Origin of the sequence: Streptomyces sp. NPDC008086 (assembly GCF_042957325.1) — a bacterium.
Lineage (GTDB): Bacteria > Actinomycetota > Actinomycetes > Streptomycetales > Streptomycetaceae > Streptomyces.
In genome coordinates this window covers 190,010-203,651 of record NZ_JBIBIA010000003.1, presented here as the reverse complement: position 1 = coordinate 203,651, position 13,642 = coordinate 190,010, and the positions used below count along the sequence as shown (strand labels likewise).

12 protein-coding genes and 3 pseudogenes are annotated in these 13,642 nt (G+C 73.2%); 9 read left to right on the top strand and 6 right to left on the bottom strand.

Annotated features, from left to right (window positions below; genetic code table 11):
* Positions 1-10 precede the first annotated feature (10 nt).
* Positions 11-676 carry a class I SAM-dependent methyltransferase gene (locus ACFZBP_RS11155; RefSeq protein ID WP_383443725.1) on the bottom strand — a complete coding sequence of 222 codons (666 nt, stop codon included), beginning with the start codon at positions 674-676 and terminating at the stop codon, positions 11-13.
* 57 nt (positions 677-733) lie between these two features.
* Here ACFZBP_RS11155 and ACFZBP_RS11150 point away from each other — a divergent pair.
* A pseudogene (locus ACFZBP_RS11150) lies at positions 734-1,288 on the top strand (zinc-binding dehydrogenase); the annotation flags it as partial.
* A 299-nt stretch (positions 1,289-1,587) separates the two neighbouring features.
* Positions 1,588-1,941, top strand: a pseudogene (locus ACFZBP_RS11145) (histidine kinase); the annotation flags it as partial.
* Positions 1,942-2,167: 226 nt separating this feature from the next.
* On the opposite strand, the gene ACFZBP_RS11140 reads toward ACFZBP_RS11145, so the two are convergent.
* On the bottom strand, positions 2,168-3,508 hold the full coding sequence (locus tag ACFZBP_RS11140; RefSeq protein WP_391411959.1) for a hypothetical protein: 1,341 nt from the start codon (positions 3,506-3,508) through the stop codon (positions 2,168-2,170).
* Positions 3,509-3,622: 114 nt separating this feature from the next.
* Between ACFZBP_RS11140 and ACFZBP_RS11135 the strand changes: the two genes are divergently transcribed.
* Positions 3,623-4,864: a molybdopterin-dependent oxidoreductase gene (locus tag ACFZBP_RS11135; RefSeq protein ID WP_391411957.1), complete on the top strand. Its 1,242-nt coding sequence runs from the start codon at positions 3,623-3,625 to the stop codon at positions 4,862-4,864.
* Between the two features lie 316 nt (positions 4,865-5,180).
* Here ACFZBP_RS11135 and ACFZBP_RS11130 read toward each other — a convergent pair whose 3' ends face one another.
* The 3 genes from ACFZBP_RS11130 to ACFZBP_RS11120 are packed head-to-tail and all read right to left on the bottom strand — an operon-like array spanning position 5,181 to position 7,308.
* On the bottom strand, positions 5,181-5,945 hold the full coding sequence (locus ACFZBP_RS11130) for a methyltransferase domain-containing protein (RefSeq protein WP_391411955.1): 765 nt from the start codon (positions 5,943-5,945) through the stop codon (positions 5,181-5,183).
* On the bottom strand, positions 5,942-6,616 hold the full coding sequence (locus ACFZBP_RS11125; protein WP_391411952.1) for a DUF2064 domain-containing protein: 675 nt from the start codon (positions 6,614-6,616) through the stop codon (positions 5,942-5,944). The genes ACFZBP_RS11130 and ACFZBP_RS11125 overlap by 4 nt, the downstream gene beginning before the upstream one ends.
* Positions 6,613-7,308 (bottom strand): glycosyltransferase, encoded by a 696-nt coding sequence (locus tag ACFZBP_RS11120; protein ID WP_391411950.1) that lies wholly within the window; start codon positions 7,306-7,308, stop codon positions 6,613-6,615. Before ACFZBP_RS11120 ends, ACFZBP_RS11125 begins: the two co-directional genes overlap by 4 nt.
* A 123-nt stretch (positions 7,309-7,431) precedes the next feature.
* On the opposite strand from ACFZBP_RS11120, the gene ACFZBP_RS11115 reads away from it, so the two are divergent.
* Both ACFZBP_RS11115 and ACFZBP_RS11110 read left to right on the top strand, forming a co-directional pair.
* A complete protein-coding gene (locus ACFZBP_RS11115) occupies positions 7,432-8,178 on the top strand; it encodes a response regulator (protein ID WP_391411947.1) in 747 nt (248 codons plus the stop codon).
* Complete coding sequence (locus ACFZBP_RS11110) at positions 8,171-9,283, top strand: sensor histidine kinase (RefSeq protein WP_383443750.1); 1,113 nt, start codon at positions 8,171-8,173, stop codon at positions 9,281-9,283. The genes ACFZBP_RS11115 and ACFZBP_RS11110 overlap by 8 nt, the downstream gene beginning before the upstream one ends.
* A 159-nt stretch (positions 9,284-9,442) precedes the next feature.
* On the opposite strand, the gene ACFZBP_RS11105 is transcribed toward ACFZBP_RS11110, so the two are convergent.
* Complete coding sequence (locus tag ACFZBP_RS11105) at positions 9,443-10,444, bottom strand: NAD-dependent epimerase/dehydratase family protein (protein WP_391411945.1); 1,002 nt, start codon at positions 10,442-10,444, stop codon at positions 9,443-9,445.
* A 124-nt stretch (positions 10,445-10,568) separates the two neighbouring features.
* On the opposite strand from ACFZBP_RS11105, the gene ACFZBP_RS11100 reads away from it, so the two are divergent.
* The 4 genes and pseudogenes from ACFZBP_RS11100 to ACFZBP_RS11085 all read left to right on the top strand — a co-directional run.
* On the top strand, positions 10,569-11,306 hold the full coding sequence (locus tag ACFZBP_RS11100; protein ID WP_391411943.1) for an NAD(P)H-dependent oxidoreductase: 738 nt from the start codon (positions 10,569-10,571) through the stop codon (positions 11,304-11,306).
* 67 nt (positions 11,307-11,373) lie between these two features.
* Entirely contained in the window at positions 11,374-12,084 is a 711-nt protein-coding gene (locus tag ACFZBP_RS11095) for a HEAT repeat domain-containing protein (RefSeq protein ID WP_391411941.1), read from the top strand.
* 3 nt (positions 12,085-12,087) lie between these two features.
* Entirely contained in the window at positions 12,088-13,098 is a 1,011-nt protein-coding gene (locus tag ACFZBP_RS11090) for a MerR family transcriptional regulator (RefSeq protein WP_383443762.1), read from the top strand.
* A gap of 358 nt (positions 13,099-13,456) precedes the next feature.
* A pseudogene (locus ACFZBP_RS11085) lies at positions 13,457-13,594 on the top strand (VOC family protein); the annotation flags it as partial.
* Between the last annotated feature and the right edge of the window lie 48 nt (positions 13,595-13,642).

The window sequence follows — 13,642 nt, the reverse complement described above, 5'->3', positions numbered from 1 at the left end:
CGGTGTCCCCTCACCCGGCAAGGGTCTGGGTGACGCGCCACAGCCGCCGCGGCAGCCCACCCTCCGCGAAGGCGTGGACCTCCTGAAGGCTCCAGCCTTCCGCGAGGGCGTCGACCAGTTCACGGGAGAAGAAGTGCACGGCGAAGCCGCCGTGCTCCCAGATGTCGTCGCCGTGGCCCGTCCCCACCCTGTAGTGCGCGTCTCCGGTGTGCCGGACGGTGTACACGAAGACGCCGCCCGGTCTCAGGACACGGCGTACTTCGGCGACCAGGGCGTGGATCTCGTTCGTGGACAGAGCCATGCAGAGCAGCATGTGCGCGAACACGCCGTCCATCGAGGCGTCCGCGAGCGGCAGCGGCTCGCGCACGTCGTGGACTGCCGTCGTGACCCGTTCGGCCAGGCCCTGGACGCCAGCGGCCTCGCGCAACTGCTCCAGACCCGCCGGGCTGAAGTCGGTGGACAGCACGAGGAAGCCCTCGCGTGCGAGGAACAGCGTGTCGCGACCGTGCCCGGCACCCAGCTCGAGCACGTTCCCGGCGTGGGCGGCCCGAAAGACCGCGGCGGCGTGGACGGCGGGCTCGGACGGTTCCTCCCCGTACATGCCCGGATGTTCGCCGTAGGTCTGCTGCCAGTGCTGACGCTGGATGTCGGCCAGGTCCCGCTCGGACTCCGACATACGCTCACTCTACGGGCCGGCCGCCGTTGTCAGGCCGCTCCGCGGCGCCGGACACCCGACGGCCGTGTCCGTCCCGGCACCACCGTGGTCGTGGTCGGCGCCGGCCCCATCGGACTGGCGGTCATCGCGACGGCCCGGCTGTTCTCACCCGAACGGATCGTGGCCGTCGACCTGGCGCCCGCCCGGCTGGAGGCCGCCCGCGAGGCTCTGGAGGGAACTGGTCGCCGACCTCACCGACGGCCTCGGCGCGGACGCCGTCATCGAGGCGGCCGGCGTGCCCGAGAGCTTCGAGCTGTGCACCCGCATGGTCCGGCCCGGAGGGCACGTCGCCAACGTCGGCGTACACGGCGCCCCGCGACCCTGCACCTGGAAGACCTGTGGATCAAGAACATCATCATCAGCACCGGACTGGTCGACACCTACTCCACCCCGACCCTGCTGCGGATGACGGCCTCCGGCCGCCTGCCCACCTCGCGGCTGGGCACCCACACGTTCCCGCTCGACCACATGGAGGAGGCGTACGACGTCTTCGCCCGCGCCGCCGAAACCGGCGCGCTCAAAGTCGTGCTCGGCGTGGAGCAGCGCGAGGTCGTCGCCGTGGACGCGGCCTGACACAAGGGAGTGCCGTGGCGCTCATGGCCGAGCGGCCCCCACCGGCCGAACGGGCGCCGCCCCAACGGGCCTCGCCGGGATCAGGCTTCGCCCGCGCGGCCGTCGGACGGAGCGACACCGCGGGGGATCGGTGCCGCTCCTGCTTCCACTGTCCCTCGCGCCGTCGTCGGCGCCAAGGGCCGATGGTCCCTGGCCCGGCCCCGGACCGCCGCACCGGCAGTCGCCGTCATCGCCCCTGGTCCAGTCCCGGACCACCACACCGCAAGCCGTCGAAGCACCGGGGATCATAGGAGACGCAGGTGGCAGGCGCCGAGGAGTCTCGGGAGGCCTGCGTACGGCTGCCGCAGCTGAGGCTGGACGAACTGCTGGAGGAGTCCGGACCCGGCTGGACGCGGCCCGCGGCACCCGCGATCGGGTGCACAGCCTGCTGGCGGCACTGCTCTCCGTCGGCCGGGACCTGGAGCAGGAGCTGGACCTGGAGCAGGCGCTGCGTGCGGCCGCCGCCGTGCTGGTCGACGCCGAGGTACGCGGACCTCGGAGTGATCGGCCCGGACGGCAAACGCCTGGCCTTCCACACGCTCGGCGTCACCGCGGACCGGATCGCGCGCATCGGCCGCCAGCCGGAGGGCCACGACATCCTCGGGGAGCTCATCCACCAGTGCGGATCGCGGGCGAGGCGGCACCGGTGCCGGGCTTCGCGCCCAGCGTGCGGATGGAGGGCCTGTCGGACACCCGTGCGCCGCGCGAGGTGGCTGACCACGTGGTCGCCGTCCTCTCCGAAGCCCTGACCAACGTCGCCCGCCACGTCCAACGGCAACGGCATCTCGGCCGACGACCGCCGCAGCGGGCTGCGCACCACGGGGGAGCGGGCGCGGCTCGTCACCACCCGGTCAGCAGCAGATGGTTGAGGAGCAGCGCGAGCACCGCCTGGGCGGCAAGCCACGCGCGGGGCCGGGTGAGGAACGCGCACGCCGGGAGCAGCCACACCGCGAAGGGCAGCCAGATCCGTTCCGTCTCCGCCTTGCTCATGCCGGACAGGTCGGCGACCAGCAGGGCGAGCAGAGCGGCGGACACGAGGAGAGCGAGGCGGGCCTCGGCGGTCCGGCCAAAGGCGCCGTCACGCCGGCGGACGAGCACCGCACCGGTTCGCCGCAGCCCCGCCGTCGTCGCCAGACCCGTGATGAGCACAGCGCACGCCAGGTTGGCCCACACCCAGTAGCCGTAGGGACGGATGCCGCCCACGCCCTGGTGGTAGCGCGTCACCAGCAGGCGGTACGCCTCCCACCAGTCGAACCCGGCGAGCGTGAACAGCGCCGGGACCACGGCCAGTCCGGCCAACAGCGCCACCAGCAGCCCCGGCCGCTGCCGGATCCCGTGCCGGCCGAGCCACAGCACCGCCGCCCCGATCAGCGCGACGAGCGTGAGGCCGTACGACAGGTAGCAGACCAGGCCGAACAGCAGGCCTGACGCCCCGGCCCACCACGGGGACCGTCCGGTCACCGCCAGTGCCAGCAGAGCCACCGCCCACGCCGCCACCGCCGCGAAGTACGCGTCGGCCGAGGTCCCCGTCCACACGGCGGCCGGCGCCAGCACGAGGAAGGGGGCGGCCCTGTGCGCGAGCGCCTCGTCGGCCAGGGCGCGGATCGTGACCAGCACGGCCACACAGGCCGTGGCCCCGACGGCGATGCACCACATCCCGGCCCAGCCCCCGCCGCCCAGCCCGATCCGGTCGAGGAGCACGAAGGTGAGCGGGGCGGCCGGCGGGTGACCGGCGACGTGGGCGGGCCAGTGGTCGGGGGAGCCGAGAAGGATGTGGTCGGTGAAGCCGTGCAAGGTGGCCGGGATGTCGTCGAAGCGGTCGATGACGCGGAGGTACTCGTGGCGGGTGGTGAGCCGCCCGGCGATACCGCGGTGCCATCCGTCGACCAGGGCGAGGGAGAGGATCCATGCCAGGGCCGTGGCCCAGGCCAGCGGGAGCAGACCCCGCCACGGGAGACGGGCCGCGAGGGCGGGCCCGTACGCCACGGTGCCGATCGCCACGGCGACGGCCGCCGCGCTGCCGGGGCCCACGTGCGGGTCCCAGGTCGCCAGCAGCGGGGGCCAGTTGACGAAGAGGGTGTGGCGAGTCGCCTGAATGCGGCGGCCGACCAGCACGGCCGCCGTCACCAGGAGTACGGCGGCCACGCAGGCGTAGAGGTCACGGCGTGAGGAGCGGTTCACGACCGGAACGCTAGGCCGACAGAGCGGGCGCTGACCGCCGTCCGGGCCGGACGTCAGCGTTTCGTCATCGTTCGCGCACCCGTTCCGGGGGTGGTCGGGGCCTACGGTCGGGCCATGCGAGACGATCCACGCGATCCGCGGTTCCCCTCCTCACCCGGCTTCTGGCGCAGCCCGCTGCGCGGCCCCTGGTTCACCTCGGTGCTGGGCCTGGTCCTGCTCGTCGGCATCACCGTGCTGTTCGTGACGGGCCTGGTCTCGTACGCCGCCTACAACCCGGACCTGTCGCCGGTGAACGACAAGACGCCGGACAAGGGGATCCTCGGCTTCTACCTCTTCGCCTGGCCGACGAACCCGCACTGGCTGTACCGGCTCAACCAGGGCGTCCACGTCACGCTCGGCATCACCCTGATCCCCGTCCTGCTCGCCAAGCTGTGGTCCGTCGTACCCAGGCTGTTCGCACTGCCCCCGGCCCGCTCGCTCGCCCACGCCCTGGAGCGGGTCTCCCTGCTGCTCCTGGTCGGCGGCGGCCTGTTCGAGTTCGTGACCGGGGTGCTCAACATCCAGCTCGACTACGTCTTCCCCGGCTCCTTCTATCCTCTGCACTTCTACGGTGCCTGGGTCTTCTTCGCGGCCTTCGTAGCCCACGTGCTGCTGAAGATGCCCATCGCGCTGCGCAATCTGCGGCAGTTGAGGGAGGAGAAGAACGACCTGGTGTCACCGCGCCCCGCCGACCCGACCGTCTCCCGGCGCGGCGCCCTGTGGTTCGTCGGGGGCGGCTCGCTGCTGCTGTTCGCCACCACGGTGGGGCAGAACTTCGACGGTCCGCTGCGCCGCACCGCGCTCCTCGCGCCGCACGGCGGCGGCGAACCCGGCAGCGGACCGAACGGCTTCCAGATCAACAAGACCGCCGCGTACGCCGGCATCGACGCGGCGGAGACGGGCGCGGACACGTGGCAGCTCGTGGTGACGGGGCGCACGGGCACGGTCCGTCTGAGCCGCTCCCGGCTCCTCGAACTTCCCCTGCACAGCTCGGCGTTGCCCATCGCCTGCGTCGAGGGCTGGTCGACGTCGGACCAGTGGTGGCGCGGGGTGCGGCTGCGCGACCTCGCGGGGCTCGTCGGATACGACGACGACCCGCCGGACGTGTTCGTCGAGTCCCTCCAGCGGCACGGCGCCTTCCGCAAGGCCGCCCTGCGCGCCAACCAGGTGGCCGACCCCCGCTCCCTGCTCGCCCTGTACGTCAACGGCGAGGAGCTGTCCCCCGACCACGGCTACCCGGCGCGGATCATCGTGCCCGCCGCACCCGGTGTGCTCAACACCAAGTGGGTGGCCCGCATGACCTTCGGAGACCTGTGATGCGCCGACCGCGGTTCCCTCTCGGAAGCCCGTTCCAACTCCTGCTGCTCGCCTGCTCGTTCGCACTGGCCGCCTATGCCGGGGTGCGGCTGCTCGCGGACGACTGGTTCGGCGTGGTGCTGTGGTTCGTGGGCGCGGCCGTGCTGCACGACCTCGTGCTGCTGCCGTTGTACGCGGCCCTGGACCGGGCGGCCGTAGGAGGGCTCGACGCGGTCCGGCGCCGGGACCGGGTGCCGTACGTGCGCGTACCGGCGGCCCTGTCCGGGCTGCTCCTGCTCGTGTGGTTCCCGCTGATCAGCGGCATGGTGGAGCGGCGCTACCGGTCCGGCACGGGGCTGCCGGCGGACATGTTCCTCGCCCGCTGGCTGCTGATCACCGCCGTCCTCTTCGGGGGCTCGGCGCTGCTGCTGGCGATGCGGCTGCGACGGCTGCGCAGGGAGACGAAGCAGCGGCCGCCCGTCGTCCACTGACCGATCGACTCCCAGCCCCGGGCGTACCGGAGCAGCGCCCGGGTGCCGAGTCGCGCCCAGGGGAAGTGGGCGTCGGCCCCGCCGGTGGCGGTGAGGCCGACGACCTGCACCTGGGCGCGTTCGTCGACGTCCACCGAGGCGGTCTCGGCGATCAGCAGGCCGCCAGGGCGCAGGAGCGCGGTCACCCGGTCCAGCAGGGCCCGCGGGTCGCCGCCGATGCCGACGTTGCCGTCCATGAGCAGGACGGTGCCCCAGCGGGCCTCGCCCGGCAGCGGCTCGAAGACCGAGCGCCGCAGCGCCGGGCCCCCGAGTCGCACGGTGCGGTCGACGGCGGCCGCGCTGACGTCGATGCCGAGAACGGCCCGGCCCCGGGCGGCGAGTTCGGCGACCAGCCGCCCCGGTCCGCACCCCACGTCCAGCACCGTGCCCTCGCACCGGTCCAGCACCTCCCGGTCGACCGCGTCGGCCCGGGCACACCAGCGCTCCACCTCCAGCGGCAGCAGCCAGCCGTCCGCACGGCGCAGGAACAGCGGGCCCTGGCCGGAGCGCAGGGCGGCCGCGTAGGGGTCGGCGGTCGCCCAGGCGGCAGCGGTGGCAGGCACGGTGCTCATCGGGAGCCGGCCGGGGGAGCGGTCGGCCCGGCTTCCCGCTGGGAGTCGGGTGCCATGACCGCCAAGCACCGGGCCAGTCGTACGGCGAACCGGCTGTGCGGGGCCAGCGCGGCCACGGCGTGGGCGTCGGCGGCGGTGTCGACGTCGCGCAGCCGTGGCAGGTCACGCACCCGCAGCCCCGCGCGGACCAGCCGCTCGCGTTGCAGCGCGCCGGTCACGGCGGTCGACATCGGCACGCCCCGCACCAGACCGGGGTCGGGATCGGCCAGCCCCAGGGCCCAGAAGCCGCCGTCCTCGGCCGGGCCGAACCAGGCGTCGCAGTCGGCGAAGTCGACGTCGAGGAGGCCGGGTGTCACCTGCGGGGTGTCCATCCCGACGAGCAGCGCCGGACCGGCACAGCGTGCGAAGGCGTCCGCCAGGCGCTCGTCCAGGCCGCCCGCGCACTGCGGTACGACGTCGAAGCCGGGCGGCAGCCAGGGGCCGGGGGCCCCGGCGAGGACGAGGACCCGCCGGGCGGCGGGTACGGCCGCCACCGCGTGCAGGGTGTCGGCGAGGGCCGCCTCGGCCAGACCGGCCGCCTCCTCGGGCGTGAACGGCGGAGTGAGCCGGGTCTTGACCCGGCCCGGTCGCGGTTCCTTGGCGATGACGAGCAGCGTGGTCGTCGCACTCAACGGACGGTTCCTCCCCCATGCGCGGGCGTCTCGCCCAGGACGCGGCTCATGTCCCGTACGGCCTGCCAGGTGCCCCGCCAGGTGCCCGTCACCTTCGAGGCGCCGGAGCGCGGCAGATACGGCACGTCGTGCTCCGCGATCCGCCAGCCCGCGTCGGCGGCGCGCACCACCATCTGGAGCGGATAGCCGCTGCGCCGGTCGGTCAGCCCGAGGGCGAGCAGCGGCTCCCGGCGGGCGGTGCGCAACGGACCGAGGTCGTGCAGGCGCAGCCCGGTGCGGCGGCGCAGCATCCGCGCGAGCGCGAGGTTGCCGGCGCGGGCGTGCGCGGGCCACGCGCCCCGTCCCTGCGGGCGCCGTCGGCCCAGCACCAGATCGGCGTCGCCGTCCCGCACTTCGCGCACGAAGGGGACGAGCAGCGACGGGTCGAGGGAGGCGTCGCAGTCGCAGAAGCACACCACGTCGGCGGTGGCGGCCCGCAGTCCGGCGTCGCAGGCGGCGCCGAAGCCGCGGCGCGGCTCGCGCACCACGGTCGCGCCGAGCGCGTGGGCGAGGGCGGCCGAGCCGTCGGTGGAACCGTTGTCGACGACGAGTGCGCGCCAGCCCGGCGGAATCCGTTCGAGGACCCAGGGAAGGGCCTCGGCCTCGTTCAGGCAGGGCAGCACCACATCGACGTCGGAAGGTGTCGTCGTCACGGTCTCACCCTACGAACGCGAAGTGGACAAACCGGACTCTTGCTCCTTACGAAACGCGGACGTCGAAGGCCCGCGCGACGGTCGGGCACGGCATCGCAGGCGGCGCGGTGGGAGGCTGGGGGCATGCAGCAACAGCCGTACGAACCCACGGGGGCGCCGGCCCGCGAAGCGGCCCCCCGGATCCTGGTCGTCGACGACGATCCGACCGTCGCCGAGGTCGTCGCCGGGTACCTGGACCGCGCCGGTTACGCCGTCGAGCGGGCCGACGACGGTCCGACCGCCCTCACCCGTGCCGCCGCGCGCCGCCCGGATCTGGTCGTCCTCGACCTGATGCTGCCCGGCATGGACGGCCTGGAGGTGTGCCGCCGCATCCGCGGCCACGGCCCCGTGCCGGTCATCATGCTCACCGCCCGCGGCGACGAGGACGACCGCATCCTGGGCCTGGAGGTCGGCGCCGACGACTACGTCACCAAACCCTTCAGTCCGCGCGAACTGGTGCTGCGGGTGGAGTCGGTGCTCCGCCGCAGCCGGTCGGCCTCGGACACCGGGAGCCGGCTGCGCGCGGCGGGCCTGGCCCTGGATCCGGCGGCCCGCCGGGCCACCAAGCACGGCGTCGAACTCGCCCTCACCCTCCGGGAGTTCGACCTGCTCTCCTTCTTCCTGCGGCATCCGGGGCGGGCGTTCGGCCGCGAGGACCTGATGCGCGAGGTATGGGGCTGGGACTTCGGCGACCTGTCGACCGTCACGGTCCACGTCCGCCGCCTGCGCGGCAAGGTCGAGGACGACCCCGCCCGGCCCCGGCTGATCCAGACCGTGTGGGGCGTGGGCTACCGCTTCGAGCCCACGCAAGGGGAGGCCGATCATGCGTGACACCCTGCTGATCGCCCTGTACGCCTTCGCCGGCGCGGCCGCCACCGGGCTGACGGGGGCGGGCGTCCTACGGCTGATCCGGCGCCGCTCGCTCACCGCCTCGCTGGCCGTGATCGCGGCGGTCGGGGTCGTCGCGATGCTCGCGGGCACACTCGCCGTCGCCTGGGCGATGTTCCTTTCCTCGCACGACCTGACCGTCGTCACGACCGTCGTCGCCATGGCGGCCGTCGTCTCCCTGGCCACGGCCCTGCTGCTGGGCCGCTGGGTCGTCGCCCGCAGCCACGAACTGGCCATAGCCGCCCGCTCCTTCGGTGACGGCGGCGCGTTCACCGCCCCCGCCGAGCCGGCCACCGCCGAACTGGACGCGCTCAGTCGCGAACTGGCCGCCACCAGCGCCAAGCTCACCGAATCCCGGGAGCGGGAACGCGCGCTGGAGACGTCCCGGCGGGAACTCGTCGCCTGGATCTCGCACGACCTGCGCACCCCGCTCGCCGGCCTGCGCGCCATGTCGGAGGCCCTGGAGGACGGCGTCGCCGCCGACCCCGCCCGCTATCTGAAGCAGATGCGCACCGAGGTCGAACGCCTCAACGACATGGTCGGCGACCTCTTCGAACTCTCCCGCATCCACGCCGGCACCCTCCCTCTGGCCCTCACCCGCATCTCGGCGTACGACCTGGTCGGCGACGCGCTGGCGGGAGTCGACCCGCTCGCCCGGGAACACGGGGTGCACCTGGTGGGCGGCCGCATCGAGCCGGTTCCGGTGGAGGTGGACGGCAAGGAGATGAGCCGGGTCCTCGGCAACCTGCTGGTCAACGCCATCCGCCGCACCCCGGCCGACGGCACGGTCGCCATCGCCGTCGAGCGTTCCCCCGAGGGCGTGGTCCTGTCGGTGACGGACGGCTGCGGCGGCATCCCGGAGGACGACCTGCCGCGCGTCTTCGACACCGGCTGGCGCGGCACCCACGCCCGGACGCCTCCGGCCGGCGCGGGGCTGGGCCTCGCCATCGTCCGCGGGATCGTGGAGGCGCACCGGGGCCGGGCCACCGTACGCAACATCCCCGGCGGCTGCCGCTTCGAGGTGGTGCTGCCCGCCGCCGCTGCCTGAACGCGGGCAGCGCCACCGGTCCCTCAGGGGCCTGGGCCGGGTCCGCATGGTCCCGCCCGCTCCGCGACGCCTGGCACGCCTCCCCGGAGCGGCGCCCCCATCGCACCAGACGCCACAGGCCCGCCCTCCGGGCGGACGACGGGACTTTGCGGACACGACCTAGGTCCCGCGCATCCCGGCCCGAGCGAACTCCGTCATGCCCTCCTCGAAACCGACCTCCGGCTTCCAGCCCAGCGCGTCCCGCAGCCGCGACGAGTCGGCAGTGATGTGCCGTACGTCCCCGAGCCGGTACTCGCCGGTGACGGCCGGTTCGGGCCCGCCGTGGGCGACGGCCAGGGCCCGCGCCATCTCGCCGACGGTGTGCGGCTCACCGCTGCCGGTGTTGTACGCCGTGAGCGCGCCCCGGGCGGCCGCCGCCTCCAACACCAAGGCGTTGGCCGCCGCCACGTCCCGCACATGCACGAAGTCCCGCCGCTGCCGCCCGTCCTCGAACACGCGCGGTGCCTCGCCCCGGGCGAGCGCCGAGCGGAAGAAGGAGGCGACACCGGCGTACGGGGTGTCGCGGGGCATTCCGGGGCCGTACACGTTGTGGTAGCGCAGCGACACCGCCGATCCGTCGGTGCAGCGGGCCCAGGCGGCGGCCAGGTGTTCCTGGGCGAGCTTGGTCGTCGCGTACACGTTCCGCGGATCGGCCGGGGCGTCCTCGCCGACCAGACCCGGGGAGAGGTCGTCCCCGCACACCGGGCACGTCGGCTCGAACCGGCCCGCGTCGAGGTCGGCGACGGCACGCGGCCCGGGCCGTACGACACCGTGCCGCGGGCACGCGTACCGCCCCTCCCCGTAGACGACCATCGACCCGGCCAGCACGAGACGCCGTACGCCCGCCTCCGCCATGGCGGCGAGCACCACGGCGGTCCCCAGGTCGTTGCGTGAGACGTACTCGGCGGCATCGGCGACCCCGTTGCCGAGCCCCACCATCGCGGCCTGATGGCACACGGCGTCCACCCCGCGCAGAGCGCGCCCGACGGCCACCGGGTCCCGCACGTCGGCGCCGGGATCGGCCCGCACATCGAACACGACAGGCTCGTGCCCGCGCACCGCGAGCGCCTCGACCACATGGGACCCGATGAACCCGGCACCGCCGGTGACCAGTACACGCATACGCCCACGCTAGGTCCGCACCGGCCTCGCACCCCGGTTCCACGCCCGCACGTCATGACTCCGTAAGGCATGCGAGGGTGCGTCGCACCGGGACAAAACGGAAGTCTCGCGAGACGCTGCCCGCATGACGAGCACACCCGCCACCGGCACCGACAGCACGTACCGCTACGACGACCTGACAGCCCTCTACATCAACTGCACGCTCAAACCGTCCCCGCAGCTCAGCCACACCCAGGGCCTGATCGACAAGAGCCGGGCCGTCATGGACGCCGGCGGGGTGCGAACGGACCTGATCCGCGCCGTCGACCACGACATCGCACCCGGCGTCTATCCGGACATGACGGAACACGGCTTCGCCACCGACGCCTGGCCGGGCCTGTACGAGAAGGTGATGGCCGCGGACATCCTGGTGCTCGCCGGCCCGATCTGGCTGGGCGACAACAGCTCGGTCACCAAGCAGGTCATCGAGCGTCTCTACGCCTGCTCGTCGCTGCTCAACTCCCAGGGCCAGTACGCCTACTACGGCCGGGTCGGCGGCTCTCTGATCACCGGCAACGAGGACGGCGTGAAGCACTGCGCGATGAACGTCCTCTACAGCCTCCAGCACCTCGGCTACACGATCCCGCCCCAGGCGGACGCCGGCTGGATCGGGGCGGCGGGCCCCGGGCCGTCGTATCTCGACGCCGGTTCGGGCGGCCCGGAGAACGACTTCACCAACCGCAACACCAGCTTCATGACCTGGAACCTGATGCACATCGCCGCCCTGCTGAAACGCGCCGGCGGCATCCCCGCGTACGGCAACCAGCGCTCCCAGTGGGACGCCGGCTGTCGGCCAGGCGCGGACAACCCCGAGCACCGCTGACGGCCCGCCCCGTTTGACCTTGACACGGTGACAAGGCCTTCACTTGCCCGTCGAGGAGGTGGTCGCCATGACGATCACGAGACAGGACACGGACACGGACGCGGACGCGGGCACGGACGCGGGCACGGACACGGTACGAGCGCTCCACGGGTTGGAGGACAGCCGCTCGTCCGTACGGCTACGGGCCGCACTCGCGGTCGGCACGACACCCGACCCGCGCTTCGTCGACAAGCTCGTCGAACGGTGCGCTGTCGAGCCCGAGTTCTTCGTCCGGGACATGCTGACCTGGGCGCTCACCCGCCATCCGCTGTCCGTGACACTGCCCGTGCTGCTCCGCGAGGTCCACGCGGAGCGCACGCAGGCACGCAGCCAGGCGTTGCACACGCTGTCCAAGATCGGAGACCCGCGGGCGTGGCCGGCGATCACACCGGCGCTCCTGTCCGACGCCGACGACGAGGTCGCGCGCAGCGCTTGGCGGGCGGCGGTCGTCCTCGTACCGGAAGGAGAGGAGCCCGAGTTGGCGACCGTCCTGGCGACTCAACTCGGACGCGGTGGCCGGGAGACCCAGCTGAGCCTCAGCCGGGCGCTGGTCGCCCTCGGCGAAGTGATCGCGCCGGTCCTGCACTCCGCGGCGACGACGGCGCCCGACCCGCGGGCACGCGCGCACGCGCTCGCCACACGACGGCTGCTGCGCGACCCGGACACCGGATTCGAGTACGCGATCGAGGAGGCGAAGCGGGTGGTGGCCCTGGGCGGGTCCGGCCAGGAGGGACAATAGGGCGTGCTGATCGGTGAGATGGCGCGACGGTCCGGGGTCAGTGCCCGCATGCTCCGGCATTACGAGTCGCTGGGGCTGGTGCGTCCTTCGGGCCGTACCGGCTCCGGCTACCGGGAGTACTCCGCGGCGGACATCCAGCGGATCTTCCACATCGAGAGCCTGCGGTCGCTGGGGCTGTCGCTGCGCGAGATCGGCCGCGCACTCGACGACCCCGGCTTCACCCCCGCCGCACTCGTGGGCGACCTCATCCACCAGACCCGCGAACGCATCGCCGCCGAGACCGAACTCCTCACCCGACTACGCCGGATCGACGCCGCGGACCCGGCCGGCTGGGAGGACGTCCTCCAGATCGTCGCACTCCTGCAGGCACTGCAGTCCAAGAGCGCCGACGCACGCCAGCGGGCCGCCCTTTCCGCGGCCGACGATGTTCCGGTGCCGGTCGACGCCCTGGTCGAGGCGGCACTGAACGAGTCCGAGCCCAACGTCGCCGGAGCCCTGCGATGGGCCCTGGCACGATCGGGCCACGACGGTGGCGGCGCGGGGTTGTTGGCGGAGGCCCTCGACTCACCGGCGCCCGCGGTGCGCGAACGCGCCGTACAGGCCCTCGTCGAGATGCCCGACGGGGAAGCGGGCGCCCACCTGCGGGACGCCCTCGCGCACCCCGACGCCGTGGTCCGCGGCTACGCGGCCCTGGCACTCGGGACACGTGGCGTGGCCGATGCCGTCCCCACCCTCCTCGACATGATCGTGGCGGGACGGAACGACATCGACGCGGCCGACGCACTCAGCGTGCTGGCGAGCGACTCCGAGGCAGCGGACCGACTCGCGAGCCGACTCGTGGATCGCCTCGCCGACGACACGACCGACGGCCCTGCCCGGGGCCGGCTGACCCAGGCCCTCGGGGGCATCCCCGGCGCTGGGGCGTCACGCGCCCTTACGGAGCTGTCGGATGACGGGGACCGAGCTGTCGCGCTGACCGCGACGTACCTTCTCCAGCTGCGGGAGGAACGATGACCCTGTCCTCACCGAGCGCACGACCGAGAGAGCTACCATCTCAGCGGCGTCGGCGACCGCCGCCCACGTCCAGGCGTCATCGGGAGAACTCATGTCGACGGAGGGCCCCGGCCATTCAGCGGGCTGGGCGAAGGCCCTCGCGGCCTCCGTCCTCCTTGTCCTCATGCCCCTGGTGATCTGGCTCCTGGTCTCCTTCCCCGGGTCGGGCGCAATCCCGTGGTGACCGCGGTGCCGCCTCACCACGTCGTCTCCGCATCGCCAGCCGAGGCATCCGGGAATACTCACCGACATGCGCGGACGACCCGGCCACGAGCCCAGCACCCCTCGGATGTCCAGACACGACTGGTGGGGCATCGTGCTCGAACTCGGCGCCCGGGAGAGCGACCACCAGCCACAGGACAACGTCAGAGTGCTGATCGACCCGGCCGGCCATCCGTTCTGCCTCTATCAGGACAGCGGCAGTGACCAGCGCGATCACCTGAACTGTCTCTTATGACCACCTGGCAACAGCAGTTGCCACTCCTGAACTTCCTCCCCACGCCCC

Excerpts from the sequence above, each read along its gene's own strand:
- ACFZBP_RS11130 (WP_391411955.1), bottom strand. The coding sequence starts at position 5,945 with ATGAGCACCGTGCCTGCCACCGCTGCCGCCTGGGCGACCGCCGACCCC.
- ACFZBP_RS11105 (WP_391411945.1), bottom strand. The coding sequence starts at position 10,444 with ATGCGTGTACTGGTCACCGGCGGTGCCGGGTTCATCGGGTCCCATGTG.
- ACFZBP_RS11135 (WP_391411957.1), top strand. The coding sequence starts at position 3,623 with ATGCGAGACGATCCACGCGATCCGCGGTTCCCCTCCTCACCCGGCTTC.
- ACFZBP_RS11100 (WP_391411943.1), top strand. The coding sequence starts at position 10,569 with ATGACGAGCACACCCGCCACCGGCACCGACAGCACGTACCGCTACGAC.
- ACFZBP_RS11095 (WP_391411941.1), top strand. The coding sequence starts at position 11,374 with ATGACGATCACGAGACAGGACACGGACACGGACGCGGACGCGGGCACG.
- ACFZBP_RS11110 (WP_383443750.1), top strand. The coding sequence starts at position 8,171 with ATGCGTGACACCCTGCTGATCGCCCTGTACGCCTTCGCCGGCGCGGCC.
- ACFZBP_RS11115 (WP_391411947.1), top strand. The coding sequence starts at position 7,432 with ATGCAGCAACAGCCGTACGAACCCACGGGGGCGCCGGCCCGCGAAGCG.
- ACFZBP_RS11155 (WP_383443725.1), bottom strand. The coding sequence starts at position 676 with ATGTCGGAGTCCGAGCGGGACCTGGCCGACATCCAGCGTCAGCACTGG.